At 50.1% G+C, this 15,315-nt stretch carries 18 protein-coding genes and 1 pseudogene; 13 read left to right on the plus strand and 6 right to left on the minus strand.

From position 1 onward, the window contains the following. Positions 1 to 25 precede the first annotated feature (25 nt). The 5 genes and pseudogenes from E7746_RS00895 to E7746_RS00915 form a co-directional block, all read right to left on the minus strand. Positions 26 to 703 (minus strand): FHA domain-containing protein, encoded by a 678-nt coding sequence (locus tag E7746_RS00895; RefSeq protein ID WP_136409546.1) that lies wholly within the window; start codon positions 701 to 703, stop codon positions 26 to 28. 15 nt (positions 704 to 718) lie between these two features. Beyond that, complete coding sequence (locus tag E7746_RS00900) at positions 719 to 2,086, minus strand: PP2C family protein-serine/threonine phosphatase (protein ID WP_136409547.1); 1,368 nt, start codon at positions 2,084 to 2,086, stop codon at positions 719 to 721. Between the two features lie 36 nt (positions 2,087 to 2,122). Then, positions 2,123 to 3,004, minus strand: a complete 882-nt coding sequence (locus tag E7746_RS00905; protein WP_136409548.1) for a serine/threonine-protein kinase — start codon at positions 3,002 to 3,004, stop codon at positions 2,123 to 2,125. A 15-nt stretch (positions 3,005 to 3,019) separates the two neighbouring features. Continuing rightward, a pseudogene (locus tag E7746_RS00910) lies at positions 3,020 to 4,591 on the minus strand (protein kinase domain-containing protein). A gap of 98 nt (positions 4,592 to 4,689) precedes the next feature. After that, the gene (locus E7746_RS00915; protein WP_123395419.1) at positions 4,690 to 5,283 is read right to left on the minus strand and encodes an FHA domain-containing protein; all 594 of its coding nucleotides are present in this window, start codon (positions 5,281 to 5,283) and stop codon (positions 4,690 to 4,692) included. 350 nt (positions 5,284 to 5,633) lie between these two features. On the opposite strand from E7746_RS00915, the gene crcB reads away from it, so the two are divergent. Further along, positions 5,634 to 6,005: a fluoride efflux transporter CrcB gene (crcB, locus tag E7746_RS00920; RefSeq protein WP_135946491.1), complete on the plus strand. Its 372-nt coding sequence runs from the start codon at positions 5,634 to 5,636 to the stop codon at positions 6,003 to 6,005. Between the two features lie 65 nt (positions 6,006 to 6,070). Here crcB and E7746_RS00925 read toward each other — a convergent pair whose 3' ends face one another. Further along, a complete protein-coding gene (locus E7746_RS00925) occupies positions 6,071 to 6,400 on the minus strand; it encodes a hypothetical protein (RefSeq protein ID WP_136409550.1) in 330 nt (109 codons plus the stop codon). Positions 6,401 to 6,615: 215 nt separating this feature from the next. On the opposite strand from E7746_RS00925, the gene E7746_RS00930 reads away from it, so the two are divergent. The 12 genes from E7746_RS00930 to E7746_RS15055 all read left to right on the plus strand — a co-directional run bounded on the left by E7746_RS00930 (position 6,616) and on the right by E7746_RS15055 (position 15,292). After that, positions 6,616 to 7,674, plus strand: a complete 1,059-nt coding sequence (locus E7746_RS00930; protein ID WP_123395192.1) for a glycoside hydrolase family 43 protein — start codon at positions 6,616 to 6,618, stop codon at positions 7,672 to 7,674. Between the two features lie 300 nt (positions 7,675 to 7,974). Continuing rightward, a complete protein-coding gene (locus E7746_RS15050; protein WP_168184269.1) occupies positions 7,975 to 8,148 on the plus strand; it encodes a hypothetical protein in 174 nt (57 codons plus the stop codon). Then, positions 8,117 to 8,917 carry a threonine/serine exporter family protein gene (locus E7746_RS00935; RefSeq protein WP_238337278.1) on the plus strand — a complete coding sequence of 267 codons (801 nt, stop codon included), beginning with the start codon at positions 8,117 to 8,119 and terminating at the stop codon, positions 8,915 to 8,917. Before E7746_RS15050 ends, E7746_RS00935 begins: the two co-directional genes overlap by 32 nt. A gap of 4 nt (positions 8,918 to 8,921) precedes the next feature. Beyond that, positions 8,922 to 9,404: a threonine/serine exporter family protein gene (locus E7746_RS00940; protein WP_123395194.1), complete on the plus strand. Its 483-nt coding sequence runs from the start codon at positions 8,922 to 8,924 to the stop codon at positions 9,402 to 9,404. A gap of 29 nt (positions 9,405 to 9,433) precedes the next feature. Then, complete coding sequence (locus E7746_RS00945; RefSeq protein ID WP_136409551.1) at positions 9,434 to 10,342, plus strand: LysR family transcriptional regulator; 909 nt, start codon at positions 9,434 to 9,436, stop codon at positions 10,340 to 10,342. A 202-nt stretch (positions 10,343 to 10,544) separates the two neighbouring features. Continuing rightward, positions 10,545 to 11,564, plus strand: a complete 1,020-nt coding sequence (locus E7746_RS00950; protein ID WP_136409552.1) for a porin — start codon at positions 10,545 to 10,547, stop codon at positions 11,562 to 11,564. Positions 11,565 to 11,628: 64 nt separating this feature from the next. Continuing rightward, complete coding sequence (locus E7746_RS00955; protein ID WP_123395197.1) at positions 11,629 to 12,312, plus strand: 5'-methylthioadenosine/adenosylhomocysteine nucleosidase; 684 nt, start codon at positions 11,629 to 11,631, stop codon at positions 12,310 to 12,312. A 15-nt stretch (positions 12,313 to 12,327) separates the two neighbouring features. Continuing rightward, positions 12,328 to 12,810: an S-ribosylhomocysteine lyase gene (locus tag E7746_RS00960; RefSeq protein WP_136409553.1), complete on the plus strand. Its 483-nt coding sequence runs from the start codon at positions 12,328 to 12,330 to the stop codon at positions 12,808 to 12,810. A gap of 16 nt (positions 12,811 to 12,826) precedes the next feature. Next, positions 12,827 to 13,483, plus strand: coding sequence for an AlbA family DNA-binding domain-containing protein (locus tag E7746_RS00965; protein ID WP_123395199.1), 657 nt, complete (start codon positions 12,827 to 12,829; stop codon positions 13,481 to 13,483). 324 nt (positions 13,484 to 13,807) lie between these two features. Further along, on the plus strand, positions 13,808 to 14,101 hold the full coding sequence (locus E7746_RS00970; protein WP_238337279.1) for a thioredoxin family protein: 294 nt from the start codon (positions 13,808 to 13,810) through the stop codon (positions 14,099 to 14,101). A gap of 11 nt (positions 14,102 to 14,112) precedes the next feature. Further along, positions 14,113 to 15,153 (plus strand): vitamin K epoxide reductase family protein, encoded by a 1,041-nt coding sequence (locus tag E7746_RS00975; RefSeq protein ID WP_136409554.1) that lies wholly within the window; start codon positions 14,113 to 14,115, stop codon positions 15,151 to 15,153. Beyond that, the gene (locus E7746_RS15055) at positions 15,131 to 15,292 is read left to right on the plus strand and encodes a hypothetical protein (RefSeq protein ID WP_168184270.1); all 162 of its coding nucleotides are present in this window, start codon (positions 15,131 to 15,133) and stop codon (positions 15,290 to 15,292) included. Before E7746_RS00975 ends, E7746_RS15055 begins: the two co-directional genes overlap by 23 nt. Positions 15,293 to 15,315 lie beyond the last annotated feature (23 nt).

Below are 15,315 nucleotides of genomic sequence, written 5' to 3' on the forward strand. Positions count from 1 at the left end.
ATTGGTTTATTTTGTTTTTTCATTGTTACATTGTGCCGCGACGGCGGGGTGCCTCTTTCTTGGCTTTTGCAGCTTCGGCCTCTTTCTTGGCCTTTGCTTCAGCTTCCTGCTTGCGCTTGGCCTCCTCCTCTTTTTTCTTCTTCTCGCGTTCAATCTGTTCGCGCTTCTTGCGGTCGACTTCATTGAGAATGCGGGAGTCGGGAGCCAGTTTTATGTCGCTTGACGATGCTTCTTCCTGATTAGGTTTTTCAGGTTGGGCGGTTGTGCCGTCGGGCTTGGCGGTAGCATTGCCGTTGCCCTGAGCGGGTTGCTCGGTATTTTCATAGACCTCGATGTCCTGCGATGCACCGGAATCGGATTTACTTGCCGGCAGATGCGACACCACGATTCCTGCAATAGTGACGAGCACCGAGGCAATGAACACAATGAGGATGATCATGCGAGGCTTACGTGACGGGTCGGGAATCTGGCTCCAGTCAAGGGTCTTGGCATGGGCGAATGACACTGCGTCCTTGCGATGTATCTTTAACGGGGTGTTGCTGACAATTCGGGTTCCGTTGATAAACGTTCCGTTGCTGCTATAGTCGATAATCTCGATTTTTCCGGTGCCGTGGAGGCGCAGCACTGCGTGTCGGCGGCTTATGAGGTTGTCATCGAGCACGATATTGCATTCGGGGTCGCGTCCTATGGTAATTACTTTCATGATTGGATGTTGTGATTAATGAGTGCGAATGGCGCTTTGTATCTGACGCATGCGCTTGGTTATTAATGTATATTGGCCCTTAACGCCTTTTTCCGACGGATTGCGGGTGCATATTTCCTTTCCCAGTTCGGTGACTACATAATTGATGTCGGCCTGAGGCACTTTCAATGCTTCGAGCTGTGGGGTGAGTTCCTTCACTTGGTTGATGGTTTTGTTTATTTCAGCCTTTTTGTCCTTGCCCGCTTTCATTTCCATGAGCTTGTTGAGCTGGGCGATAAGCTGATCGAGTTTTTCGAGCACCTTGAGGTTTTCAAGAGAGTTGCCTATTGACTTGGTGGCTTCCTCAACTTTCTTGTCCTTAAGCATCTTGTCGATTTGGTCGAGCTGCTCACGATTCTTGGCTTCAAGCTCGCGCATTCTCACCTCTATTATTGAGTCGATTGTTGCCTGCTCGATTTGTGCCGGGGCAGTTACCGTCACCGGCGTTTCCTGCTTCTCCTTATCCTTGCCTGAGCCTCGGGTAAGCAGTACGATGTTAAGTATTACGCTGACGGCCGCAATGGCGGCAAGTGCTATCAACAGCTTTTTCACAGTTGGTGACATGGGAATTTTCAATATAGAGTTAGAAGTTGTATTTACTATGGCTATTGTGAGGTTGTCATGGTGACCGCCTTCGCTTGCTCCGATGTCGTCGATTTTTACGACTGCTTCTTCAACGGCTCCGGCGGGATTGCTCACACCTCCTATTATCTTTATAAGCTCTTTTTCGGGCATGGCTCCCCATATACCGTCGGTGCACAGCACAAAACGGTCGCCTTTAAGGTAGGGAAGCTCCTCGATGTCGGGGACGGGGCTTTCGCCGTGTCCGAGTGCACGAGTGATGACATTGGACTGCGGATGCACTCGCGCCTGCTCTTCGTTGATGCGCTTGAGCTTCACCATGTCCATTACCATTGAGTGATCGGTTGTGCGAAATACGCGGTGTCCGTTGCGGAATTGGTATATTCGGCTGTCGCCTACGTGGGCCACCATCGCCGACTGCTCGTTGAGGAGCAGCAGCGTAACGGTTGTGCCCATCCCTTTTAGCTGTGGATTGGCCTCTACTGCATCGAAAAGAGCTTTATGCGCGGCTTTGACGGCCTTGAGGATCATCAGCTCGCGGTCGTCGTCGGGCTTCGTGGCGAGGAGAGTGTCGGAAATGGTCTTGGCGGCGAGCATCGACGCTGTCTTTCCGCCGGGACCTCCGCCCATTCCGTCGCACACAAGAACCAGAAGTCCCAGCGGAGTGTCGACATAGGCACAGGTGTCCTGGTTCTCGCTGCGTCCGCCGATTCGTGACTCGGCGTAGCCTTCAGCCGGATATTTTGTGTTGAATTGTACCATTATTTACGATTGTGTATGATAATGAGTTCTATAGGATTAACTTTGAAACAGGCGAACATACCATGGCCTGGCGGGTGCGAGAGCATTGCGTAACGCTGCAATCATGGCGTCGGCCGAGGGGTATCGGTCGTCGCGCGATTTGCGCAAAGCCTTGTAGAGCACTTGCATTATGGGCTTGGGGACACCGGGAATTGCCGGAGGATTGTCGTCGCCCTGACGGTTGGTCAGTGATTTGTCGCCTCCCAACAGCTCGTAATAGGTCACGGCGAGCTCGTAAAGGTCGGTGCGCGGGTCGATGTCGAGCGGCTCACCGGGTTTTACGTACTGCTCGGGCGCGGCATATCCCGGCGTGCCGAGAATGCCTGCCGATGTTATCTCGGTGGCGCTGCGCACGTTGCAAATGCCGAGGTCCATCAGTCGAATGTTGCAGTTGCCTGTTTCCACCATGATGTTTGACGGCTTTATGTCAAGATGCACGATGTTTTTCTTGTGCAGATAGGACAGGGCCTCAAGCACGGGAAAGGCCGTGGCTATTATCTTGTTTATCCTGTCGGGCAGGTGATTGAGGTTGTCCACCACATGGTCGTCGAGCGTTATGCCTCTTATGTATTTGCTTACGATGAAGAGCGGGCCTTCGACCGGATGGTTCTCGCAGTAGCCGAGCATCTCGATGAGGTGGTTGTGGCCGTATTGCAGACTTCCCTCCTGTCGGGCCCGTCGGCGCACGGTGGGGATGGATGCGTATTCCGACTTGACCAGCTTTATCGCCACAAGGTCATGGTTGTTGTTGAGGTTTCGGCCGAGGAATACCGTGCCCATGGCTCCGCTTCCGAGCGGGCGCGAGGTTATGTCATACCAGTAGATGTCACGCCCTACCGTAAGATATATCCGATTGCCTTGTTGGACTATTGGGGTCATGGTGTCAAATCGCTTTTATTTTATCTGCTCAAGGCGTATTGTGGCTTTGTTGATAAACTCCATGTCGCCGTTTTTGCGGGCCTGATCGATGCACTTGTTGTAGAAGTAGGCGGCCTTGTCGAGGTCGCGCACAACCATGCCTCCGGTGCGGCTTTCGCCGGCGTGGTAGGCTTGTCCCATCTCAAACAGTGCACGCACATTGGTGCTGTCGAGCTGAAGGGCGAGGCTGTTCATCTCAAATGCCTTTTGCGGAGAGGCCGGGTCGGAGTAGGATTTTCCGGGGAGAGCCTTGTCGTCGGCTGCATAGAGTCGACCTGAAATCCATGCGGCTTCCGATGCCGTGGGGCCGCCGAGGGCTATGACCTGCTGCAGGGCGTTGTTGGCCTGGTCAAATCCGATGGTTTCATCGCTCATGATCTTTTCCACAGCCTCCTGTGCGTTGTCCTTGGTCACGGGGTCGTTGATGGAGTAGGGCTTGGCGGGCGTTGCCGGCTCGATGGCTGCAATCTCTTCAATTGGGGCTGCGTTTTCGGCCTGTTCATCGGAGGAGTCGCCTCCCGCCATGATTGAAACGCCGATGATGAGCGCAACCACTGCTGCCGCCGCTGAGCCTATGAGTGCAAAATTCAGCTTAGGCTTTTGGTCGGGATTGCGAGCTATGTTCTCAAGCGCCACGCGGAACTCGGCGGCCGACTGATAGCGGTCGCTCTGTTTCTTGGCTGTCGCTTTCTGGATTATCTTGCGCAGCTCCTTGTTCTGGATATCCTTCAACGGGATGCTCTTGTGCAGCTGCATGTCGAGGACTTCATGTGTGGCTCCCTCAAACGGGGTGCGCCCCGTGAGCAGCTGGAACAGCATTATGCCTATGGCGTAAATGTCGGTCGTAGCGTTCTGGTGCACGACATCGCCCACTACGAGTTCGGGAGCGGCGTAGGCGGCTTTCCCCATGAACTGTCCGGCGGTTGTCAGCTGACGGTCCTGGGTGCCGAGTGTATTTATTTGCTTTGCTATTCCGAAGTCGATTATCTTTATCTTTCCATCGGAAGTCACGAATATGTTGCTTGGGTCGATGTCGCGATGTATTTATCCCTTGTCGTGCAGTGCCATGATTCCCGACAGTACATTTATGGAAATGTCGAGGGCAAATTTAGTGCGGTCGTTTTGTGCCAGTTCATAAAGCTGACTTGCATAGGGCACCTCTTGTCCTTGCTTGTCGACGATGTTGCCTTCAAGCAGGTCCTGGAGCATCACGCCGTTCAGGAGTTCGCTCACTACGTGGTAGCGCTTGCACACTCCGCCGTTGCCTACAGGCTCCTCGACGGTGATGAAGCCGAACATCTCGATGAGGTTCTCATTGCTTATTCGTATAGATGCTTCGCGTTGGGCGCGTTCGATTGCTCCTGCCGACAGGTCGTCAAAGAGGAATTTGATAGCTACATCGCGAGCCACTCCCGTGCGGGAGTCTATGCGCGTTCCCTTAAACACCTGGCCCATACCACCTACGCCAAGAGGTTGCTGGTTGGTGTCGACTTCGTAGTGTATCCCGTTTAGCTTGTCTTCGGAGCTTTGAATGATTATTTTTGCCATGATCGGTAATTGGGATGATGTTGGTCAATGAAATGATATGACACGTGAAGCCACATCCCGGTGGCTCATGTGCCCGCTAATGTCGTTGTGGGTTTCAGTTAGAGGAATTGGGTGCCTCCTGCGTTGAATCCTGATGTTCCGTCGTCCATGCCCACGGTGCCGCCGGTGTTGCGGTTGGTGTGGTCGTAGAAGCCTCCTGTTTTGTCGCTGTTGTCGCCGGGAATCGGGGGAATCGGTCCTGATGTTTCGGTCGGGATAAACTCTTCGGCCACCGACAGCCCGTGTTCCTTGGCGTTTATAAGGATAAGCAGCAGCGAGTAGTTTTTGCCTATGCGCAGGATGTTGCCGCTTTCGCACTGGAAGTAGTCAAATCGTAGCTCGTTGTTGTCGACCCATACTCCGTTGGCCGAGCCTGCGTCCTTGATTTGCGCGAGAATCTCACCGGTCGATTCCATCTGCTTGATTTGCAACAATGCGTGTTCGCCTGATACGGTGGCTTCTTTCAGCACGATGTCACATCCTTCGTTGCGGCCTATTGTGTTGGTGCCGGGGTGCAGAGGCCAGTATTCGCCCACTCCCTTACGCGATATTGAGTATAGGAATCCTACTACCGGCCTTTCATATTGAGTGTTGGCCGGTCCAATGGGACGCATCGGGTCGTTTGGATTGCTTCCGGCATTCTTATTGTGCATTTCGGGCACGATAGTGCCGTTTTGAGGGGAATTAGAGCGGCTATAAAAATTGCCGTTCCTGTTATTTGCTTTGTGGTCAAACATTTATGTGGAAATATTAATGATTAGTTTAAGTTTATGAAAACCTCCAATAGTGTATTTAGCAAAGATAATCTAAAATATTGCAATATCATAATAATAATCATTAAAAAAATAGACTAAAAATATTTATAGTCAGACACAAATGTTAAATTTTTGGTGACATGTTAATATTTTCAGTTAGTTTTGAACTATAGTATGCCGAAGTTCGTTGAAAATATTGAATTTATTTTAATGACAATTTAATTTATAACTTATAAATACTATCGATTATGATTAAGGCGATGTTAATTGCAGGAGCAGGTGGATTTGTTGGCACCTGTGGCCGTTATCTTATAGGTAAATGGTGTTCGGGAATGTTTCATGGCGCTTTCCCGCTGGGAACATTCATGGTGAATATCATAGGCTGTTTTATCATCGGATTGTTTTTCGGTCTTCTTGAAAAAGCTCATGTCATGACTCCGGGCGAAAATGTGCTGTTGATTACCGGATTCTGCGGCGGTTTCACTACATTCTCTTCATTTGCCGATGACATGTGGGTTCTTGGCAGCAAGGGTGAGTGGTCGACATGCGTGCTTTACCTTGCAGCGAGCGTAGTACTCGGTGTACTCCTCGTTTGGGCCGGCCGTGCTCTCATACGTTGATTTTGATTTGTACCGCTTATATATGCCGGACCGCTTTAGGGTGGTTCGGCTTTTTTGTGCAATGACTACTGTTTGCGCCATTGGGCGAAGTGACGGCGATGACTCAGGTAGTCGAGATCGTTGCTGTGACGGTAGGCTTCGCGTTCAAATGCGATGTTGTAGTAGGCTCTTCGGGTGTTGCCTCCGTAACGCACAATATTTATAAGCCATTCGACGACATAGATGATGTAAAAGGGCAGGAAGAGCAACTCGCGCATCTGCCGGGAATGGATCATCTCATGGTTGATGACTTCGGGAGTCACGGCCATGTTGTGCTTGGCAAACAGAATGCCAAACAGATTGATGGCTCCGTAGCCTTTACCGAATGGGATTATGTTGTTGCGTACTACCTTCATGCTTTTTGCAAAGTTAGCGAAATAAAATGGAACTGCTCTTAACAAACGTTTGTGGAATGAGGTCTTACTTTGTCGGCCGGTGCCTGCTGATGGGTTAAGGATTTATTTTTTAACATAAAAAGTGAAGATAAGTCAATTTGCATGAATAAAATCATTACATTTGCATATTCAACCAAAATCGTTTAACCTAATAAATTAACTAAAACGTAAGAAACATGAAATCACTACACAGTCTTGCATTGGCACTCTTGTGCCTCCTGGCATTCGGAGCCAAGGCCGCCGACCGTCATGTGCCGACGGAGGATGAAATGAGCGCCTATCTGTTTGTTTTCTTCAGCGACCCCACTCATGGCCTTTTCATGGCAACGAGCGATGACGGCTACACATTCACTGCGCTTAACGACGGTAAGCCCATAATTGCCGGTGACACAATCGCCGAGCAGAAGGGTGTGCGCGACCCGCACATCTCGCGTGGCCCCGATGGCGCATTCTATCTAGCCATGACCGACCTGCACATATTTGCAAAGCAGCGCGGATTGCGTGAAACTCAGTGGGACCGTCCTGCCGAGGATTACGGCTGGGGTAACAACCAGGCTCTTGTAATGATGAAGTCCTACGACTTGATCAACTGGACACGCAGCAACATGCGCATCGACAAGACTTATCCCGAGAAGTTTGGCAATGCCGGCTGTATATGGGCTCCCGAAACTATATATGACCCGGTCGAGGGTAAGATGATGATTTACTTTACATCGAGAATGGGCAACGGAGGCTCGAAGCTCTACTATGCCTATACCGATGATGACTTCACTACTCTTGTTACCGAGCCGAAGCTTCTGATGGAGTATCCCGATGAAAACATCGAGGTGCTTGATGCCGACATCTCGCGTATGCCCGACGGACGCTGGTGCATGGCTTACGTTGCACAGGAGAAACCCGGTGGAATTAAAATCGCCTATTCCGACAATGTGAACGGCCCCTGGGAATATCTTCCCGATCAGGTTGACTTTGAGGACGGTGCCTGCGAGGCTCCCAATGTGTGGAAGCGCATAGGCGAGGACAAGTGGGTGCTGATGTATGACATTTTCAGCATTCGTCCCAATAACTTCGGATTTGCTGAAACTACCGACTTCAAGACATTCAAGAATCTCGGACATTTCAATGAAGGCGTGATGAAAATCACCAACTTCACATCGCCCAAGCACGGATCGATCATCCCCATTACCGCTGAGGAGAAGGCTCGTCTTGAGAAGCACTGGAGTGCCGCCAAGTAATGGCATACCTATATAAAAAGAGCCACCTCCCCCGTAATTGGGGAAGGGGGCGGAGAAGGCTATCTTCATTTTGGGATTTGGCTTTTTAATAAAGCCAGAAAAATGCCTTCTCTACATCTAATAACCTTTCTGCGATAAAATAGTTCACCGCCACCGCCGTAATCATCAATTATGGCGGTGGTATTTTTTAGAACCCTTATCGAAATTGTCAATCACGGCTATCGAAACAAAGCGTAATCGGCACATAACTTTGTCCGGGAGAATATTGTTATTTTGTGCGATTAAAAAAATTGACAGTTTATGATGACGACTAAGATTCTATGGATTATTATTGTAGGTGCAGTCGTACTGGGATTGATTTTCTATTACCTGTATCACGAAGAGAATTTGGTTTCAGGATTGAAACATCGTTTTATTGAGATTGAGCATAATGACCGTTACTATGATGACGACGACTGTGACGACTATGAATAGCGGTGCCTCTTCACGTGACGACGATTGCCGATTTTTAGGCGACTATGCGTCATATATGCTCGGATGCGGTGCCACGTGTGAGCGAATCACAAGAAATGTGGCCCGCATGGCAAATGCCGTAGGCGCGAAGGCCGACCTGATGATACTGCCCTCGCACATTGTCGTCACCTTGATTGATAACAGTAGCGGAGAGCGGTGTCAATGTTCCACGGCTCGCACGAGTGTGCCGGTGAGCTACAACATAAACACACGTTTGAGCAACCTTAGCTGGCGTGTCGCCGAGGGCCGTTGCTCTATGAGTCATGCCCGGCGACTTTTCGGTCGCATCATCAACATCAAGCCCGTCAATGTGTGGCAGGTGATGTGGCTCGTGGTTATTGCCAACGCATCGTTTTGCCGGCTATTTGGCGGCGATGTGACGGCTATGGGTATAGTGGCGTTGGCAACCATGCTGGGGTATTCGTTGAAAAACATTCTCATGTCGCATCATGTCGACGGCAAGGCGGTGTTTCTCTTCTGCTCATTCGTTTCGGCGGTCACGGCCACAGCAGGCCACGTGTTTTCGCTGTCGTCAACGCCTGATGTTGCGTTGGCCACCAGTGTGTTGTATCTGATTCCCGGAATTCCCTATATAAACAGCGTGAGCGACTTGTTGACAGGGCATTACCTCTGTTCTCTGAGCCGATTCATCGACGCTGCGCTGTTGACGGCGTGCATCGCTCTCGGGTTGACCGGCGCTTTTTTCATAATGAACCTTAAGGTGTTTTGAAGCAATGAGTATCATATTGGACATATTGGAGGACGGGGTGTTTGCGGCACTTGCAGCTATCGGTTTCGCTGCTATAAGCAATCCTCCCCGCATGGCGTTTAAATATTGTGCGCTTATAGCGGCAATGGGGCATGTGAGCCGCTATTGCCTGATGAACCTGCTTGGACTTGGCATTGTGTCGGCAAGTCTTTCAGGGGCCCTTGTCATCGGGCTCATGTCGATAATCATGGCTCCGCGAGTCAAATGCCCTCCTGAAACTTTCTGCTTCCCGGCGCTGCTCCCTATGATTCCGGGAATATATGCCTACCGGTCAGTACAAGCTTTTGTGCTTGCATTGTCGACCTCGTGCGAAAGCGAGTTTTCTCACTATTTTTATCTCTTTGAGTTCAACGGAGTCACGTGTGTGCTTGTTATACTCTCAATGGTAGTGGGCGAAATGTTGCCTATACTCGTTTTCAGGAAAATATCTTTCACCGCTACGCGTTGACATATAAAGTAACGTAACATTGATTTCGTATGGAACTACGACAACTCAGATATTATGTAACGGCGGCACGCACGCTCAATTTCTCACAGGCGGCTCAACAGCTCGCCATTTCGCAAAGTACACTGTCACAGCAGATTCAGCAGCTTGAAGCGGAGCTTGGCGTACAACTTTTCAGGCGAAACAGTCACAGCGTACTGCTTACCGAGGAGGGGCGTGAACTCTTGTCATCGGCTGTCGACGCGCTTAGTGCCGCCCAGGCGTGCAAGGAACGGCTGGCCGACATAAAAGGGCTGTCGGTGGGCACGTTGAACATCGGCGTCACCTATTCGTTCAGCCCCATCCTCACCGAAACCGTGATAACATTCATGAAGAAGTATCCCCGCATAAAGTTGAATGTGTTCTACAAGACAATGGAGGAGCTGATGACGATGCTCGTAGCGCGTGATGTGGACTTTGTATTGGCATTCAAGCCGTTGGCCACACGTGACGGCATCGACTCGCATGTGTTGTTTGACACGCATCTCTCGGCCATAGTAAGGCCGGGGCATCCGCTGGCCGATTGTGACAGCGTGAGTCTTGCCGACCTTCAGCGTTATGAACTTGCTCTGCCATCGTGTGGATTGCAGGCGCGTAACGCATTTGATTCCCTGATTTCAGGCAGGGCGCTTGACTATAAGGTGCGCATTGAGCTGAACGAAGTGAACATTCTGTTGAAACTGGTTAAGAACACCGATATCGTTACGGTGCTGTCGGAGGCTACCGTCTACGGCGACAATCAGGTGAGGGCGTTGCGCATAATGGACCAAGGCAACAACATGACGGGATGTATTCACACGTTGCGAAATTCCTATCGTAAGCGTTCGGCCGTAGAGTTTCTCAAGCTCCTTTCGGAGTCAAATGCCGTGCTTGAGCGTCGAAACAGTTGGATAAACGGATAAGATAAATCACTCTGCTATGGTCACCATCTATAGCGGCTATCGATTTTGGCGATGAATGAATTAGCTGTTGTATAGTCGGATGTGTCGCGACATAATTCTAAAAATTATATAACTGAAGGGATAAATCGTCACATTCCTTCAACTTGTTTTGTGGGAGTCACTACATTTTGGTAACTTCGCAGAGTCTTATAGATAACATTTTATGATACGATTTGCTTTTTTCAGGTTGTTGCCTATTGTGGCTATGTTTATGGCGGGTCTTGATGCGTTTGCCGCTGATGAAGTCGATTACCGGCCCAATGTGCACGGAACTATACGTTCGCGATTTGAGGTGGCCACGGAGTCGGGCGACTATCGTTTTCAGGTGCGTAACGCACGAGTCAGCATCGATGGCATGGTTGCGCCGTCGATAAACTACTACATCAATACCGATTTCTGCGACAGGGGAAAGATAAAGATTCTCGATGTGTGGGCGCGAATGCGCATAATGCAGGGATTGTCGGTTCAGGCCGGACAGTTCAGAATGCCTTTTGGCGTCGACCCGTTCCGTGGCCCCAACAGCTACTATTTTGCCAATCGATCGTTCATAGGCAAGGATGTGTGTAATGTCCGTGCCGTGGGTGCGAAATTGTCCTACGACTTCTCCGAGATACCGCTTGTGGTAGAGTTCGGAGCCTTCAACCCCACTACCATAGGCGATCATTCGGGATGGAACAAGTCGCTTGCTTTTGCCGGCAAGGCTACCTATACACTGGGCAATGTCAAACTCTCGACAGGCGTTCAGTCGGTAATTCCCGATTCGATACGTGCCAATCTGATTGACGGCTGCGTAAGCTGGAGTGCCAATCGCTGGATGGTGGAGGGCGAATACATGTATAAGCACTACACCAACAGCAGTCACAAGCCATGTCACGCCTATAACTTCTTTGCAAGTTACTATATGCCCATAGAGGCCGGTGTCTTCAACCGATTGTCGTTTCAGGGCCGCTTTGACGGCATGACCGCTCACAGCAATGGCAAGCGCAACGACGACGGAGTGCTCATAACCGATAATCCTCCACGTAATCGCGTTACGGTGGGTGCCACTATAAGTTACTATCGATCCAAGAATCTCTTTGTCGACCTTCGTGCCAATTATGAGTGTTATTTCTATCATCATGATGCGGTGACGACACCCGACAGCGGTGACAAGGCGGTGGTCGAACTCGTATTGCGATTCTGATTTGTCACGGATTTTTAGTAACTTCGCGTAATAAACAATACTCCATCTTAAACACAGCCGAGTTATGAAAATAGGTATAATCGTGGCCATGAGCAAGGAGCTCAACCTTCTGCTGCCGCTACTCAGCGATAAAAGTGAATTGACGGTCAATGACATCGTGTTTCATTGCGGAACCCTCCACGACAAGGATGTGGTGGTGATGCAGTGCGGCATCGGAAAGGTCAACGCCGCGATAGGCGCATTGACGATGATTGACAATTTCGGGCCTGATCTCATCATCAACAGCGGAGTCGCCGGCGGTACCGGTTCCGAGGCAAAGATACTCGATGTAGTCGTGGGCGAGCGTGTGGCCTACCATGATGTGTGGTGTGGGCCATGTGCCGAGCGGGGCCAAATTCAGGGCATGCCCAAGTTCTTCACCGCTCCCGCCGAGATAATCGAGCTTCCGTGTCTTGAACGTGACGAGCACATAAAGCGAGGCCTTATAGCATCGGGCGATATGTTTGTCGACAATCCCGAGGAGGTGTCACGCATCAAGAGCCTCTATCCCGATGTGCTTGCCGTTGACATGGAGTCGGCTGCCATTGCCCAGGTGTGTCACATCAAGCAGGTGCCCTTTGTGAGTCTTCGCGTAATCAGCGATACTCCCGGAGAGAGCGACGACAATACCGCACAGTATGAAAACTTCTGGGAAACGGCTCCGTTGCACACATTCAACATTCTCAACACTTTGCTGTTTAATCTTTAAAGACAGCTTATCTTTATGGAAAAAATTGCAAGTTTCAAGGTTAATCACCTCACGTTGCTTCGCGGTGTGTATGTGTCGCGAAAGGATACCACGCCTTCGGGCGATGTCATTACAACATTTGATATACGCATGACCGAGCCTAATCGTCAGGCACCTCTGTCGGGAAAGGCTCTCCATGCCATTGAGCATCTTGCCGCAACTTATCTGCGCAATCATCCTCAGTGGCGTGACAAGGTGATATATTGGGGCCCGATGGGATGCCGCACCGGCAAATATCTGCTGCTTAGCGGCGATTATGAGAGTGCCGACATTGTTCCGTTGATGAGGGAAACATTCCGTTTCATTGCCGATTTCGAGGGTGACATTCCCGGCGCATCACCGCGTGACTGCGGCAATTACACCTACATGGATCTTCCCGAAGCCAAGAAGGAGGCGCTTAAGTATCTTGAGGAAATTCTCGACAACATAACTCCCCAGCAGCTCAACTATCCTGACTGATCTCGATTGGTGTGCGATGAAGGACATAAAGGCTATTAAGGGTAAATATTACATTCACAGCCTCATCAGTGAGGGCGAACATGAGCATCAGGACTTTAAGTTTGCCATAACCGATGCGGCCAAAATCGCACATTCCATATCGGCGTTTGCCAACAACGACGGCGGGCGGCTCCTTATAGGTGTAAAGGACAACGGTAACATTGCCGGAGTGCGCAACGAGGAGGACATCTACGTGATCGAGCAGGCGGCTCAGATGTATTGTCACCCTCCGCAGGATGTGAAGATGACCGCCTTTTCGGTCGAGGGCGGGGCAATGGTGTTGCGTGCCGAGATTATGCGTGCCGAGCGTCGGCCGGTTTTTGCACGTGACATCGACGGAAAGTTTCGTGCTTACTATCGTGTAAAGGATGAAAACATCGTGGCTCCGGCGATTATGGTTCGCGCATGGCAGCGTAAGCAGGCCGATGACGGATGCATATTCTCGCTGTCGGATGCCGAAACTGCTTTGTTGCGTTATCTTGACGAGTGGGGTATGACTACGGTTGACGACTATATGCACGGCGCTCACATAAGCCGTGAAACAGCCGAGGAAATTATCGTGCGGTTGTGTGCCATGGATGTGCTGGAGTTTGTATATACCGGCTCGGAATTCAAGGTTGTGAGAGCCGAGTAATCGGAATTGATTAGATATAGTGATGAAAACGGAGTAAAATTACTTGTTTTTAGGTATGGTGAAGGTTGTATATATGGAGTAACTTTGCATCCGGATAATTATACGAATTTATACCTCGTACCCCAGTGTTAACAAATATTGGGCGACAGAGTTTTGGCGCGGGCTTCATTTTCATTCATGGGAATAAGGTCCGCGTTCTTGATTTTATGATAATGTTTTAACCTCAGTATGTTAGGGCAGGGGGTAAATTTTGTTAATGATAAAACCAATCGATGGGTAAATCCATTTTTTAATTATAAGTTTAATTTTAAATGATTGGATTTTATGGATTACAATGAAGTTATCAATAGCGAGCCCGTAGTACTTGTTGAGTTTTATGCATCGTGGTGCCCTCACTGCCAGCGCATGATGCCGGTAGTTGAGCAGGTGAAGGAGCTGCTTCAGGGACGCGTCAAGGTGTATCAGTTTGACATTGACGAGAATAAATCGAAAGCAGGCGAAGCCGAAGTGGAATCGGTGCCTACATTCATCATCTATCGCAACGGCAAGGAGATGTGGCGTAACAGCGGAGAGATGGAGGGCGAAGTTCTGCTGAGCAAGATTGAATCGGTTCTCTGATAGCAACGGCCATGTCACACAAGTCGGGCACTACATTATTCTCCGATTTCCTTGAAGAGTTGGGCGTAAGGCACACTGTTGAATATTCTGACCGACAATTCAACAGCATGCCTTTCAAGTCGTTGTTCGGCTTGTCGAAGCTGTTGCAGCAGTATGGTGTCGACAGCGAGGGTGTTCAGCTTGGCGACAAGAGGGAGATCATGAAGTTGTCGGCTCCGTTTCTGGCCCGCACAAAGGGCGGATTTGTAATCGTGACCCGAGTCACGCCCGTTGCCGTGAATTACGTGACGCAGGGTGTGAGCGAGTCCATGTCGCTGGGCGAATTCATGAAGGTGTGGTCGGGAATGGTATTCCTTGCATTTCCCGGCGACAAGGCCGTTGAGCCCGATTATGCCGCGCACCACCGTGACGAGCTGCTGGCAAAGGCCAAAGGATGGTTGATGTGGGGCGGTGTCATAGCACTGTTCTTATATCTCGTTATAAACAACGGCATATATCGTCACATCTCTACCGTGTTATTGACTATCCTTGACATCGGTGGACTGTATCTGACCTATCTGCTGCTTCAGAAGTCGCTTAAGATCAAGAATCCCACAGCCGACCGAGTGTGCGGTGTGCTTCAGGAGGGAGGATGTGACAGTGTCCTTGAAATGAAGGCATCCAAGTTCTTCGGCATCTTCAGTTGGAGCGAAGTCGGGTTTGCATATTTTTCGGTAAGCCTGCTCGCTCTGCTCATGTTTCCTCAGTGGATACGCTATCTTGCGTTATGTAATGTGTGCTGCCTCCCGTTTACATTCTGGAGTATATTGTATCAGCGATTCCGCGCCCACAAGTGGTGTACGCTGTGTGTCAGCGTGCAGGCAACGTTGTGGCTGCTGTTTTTCTGCTATCTTTCGGGCGGATGGCTCAAGGGCGTTTTCCCGTTGAGGATCGAATTCTTTGTGCTTGGCGTCACCTACCTTACGGTGCTGTTGCTGCTGAACAAGATTATGCCCCAATTTGACAATACGGTTGTAAACTATGAAAGCAATGAAACGAATAGTCAAGCCTGAGCTTCCCGATGCCAAGGTGCTGTCGCCGCTTGAATTGAATAAGTATCGATTCTCCGACAAGCACACCGTGCTTACTCCCGATCAGCTTGAAAAACTTGCAGCGTCGGATGCTGATGTTGAGGAGAGTAAGCCGCAATAAATGCGTTACATTGCAAAAAATTG

The organism is Muribaculum gordoncarteri (assembly GCF_004803695.1).
Lineage (GTDB): Bacteria > Bacteroidota > Bacteroidia > Bacteroidales > Muribaculaceae > Muribaculum > Muribaculum gordoncarteri.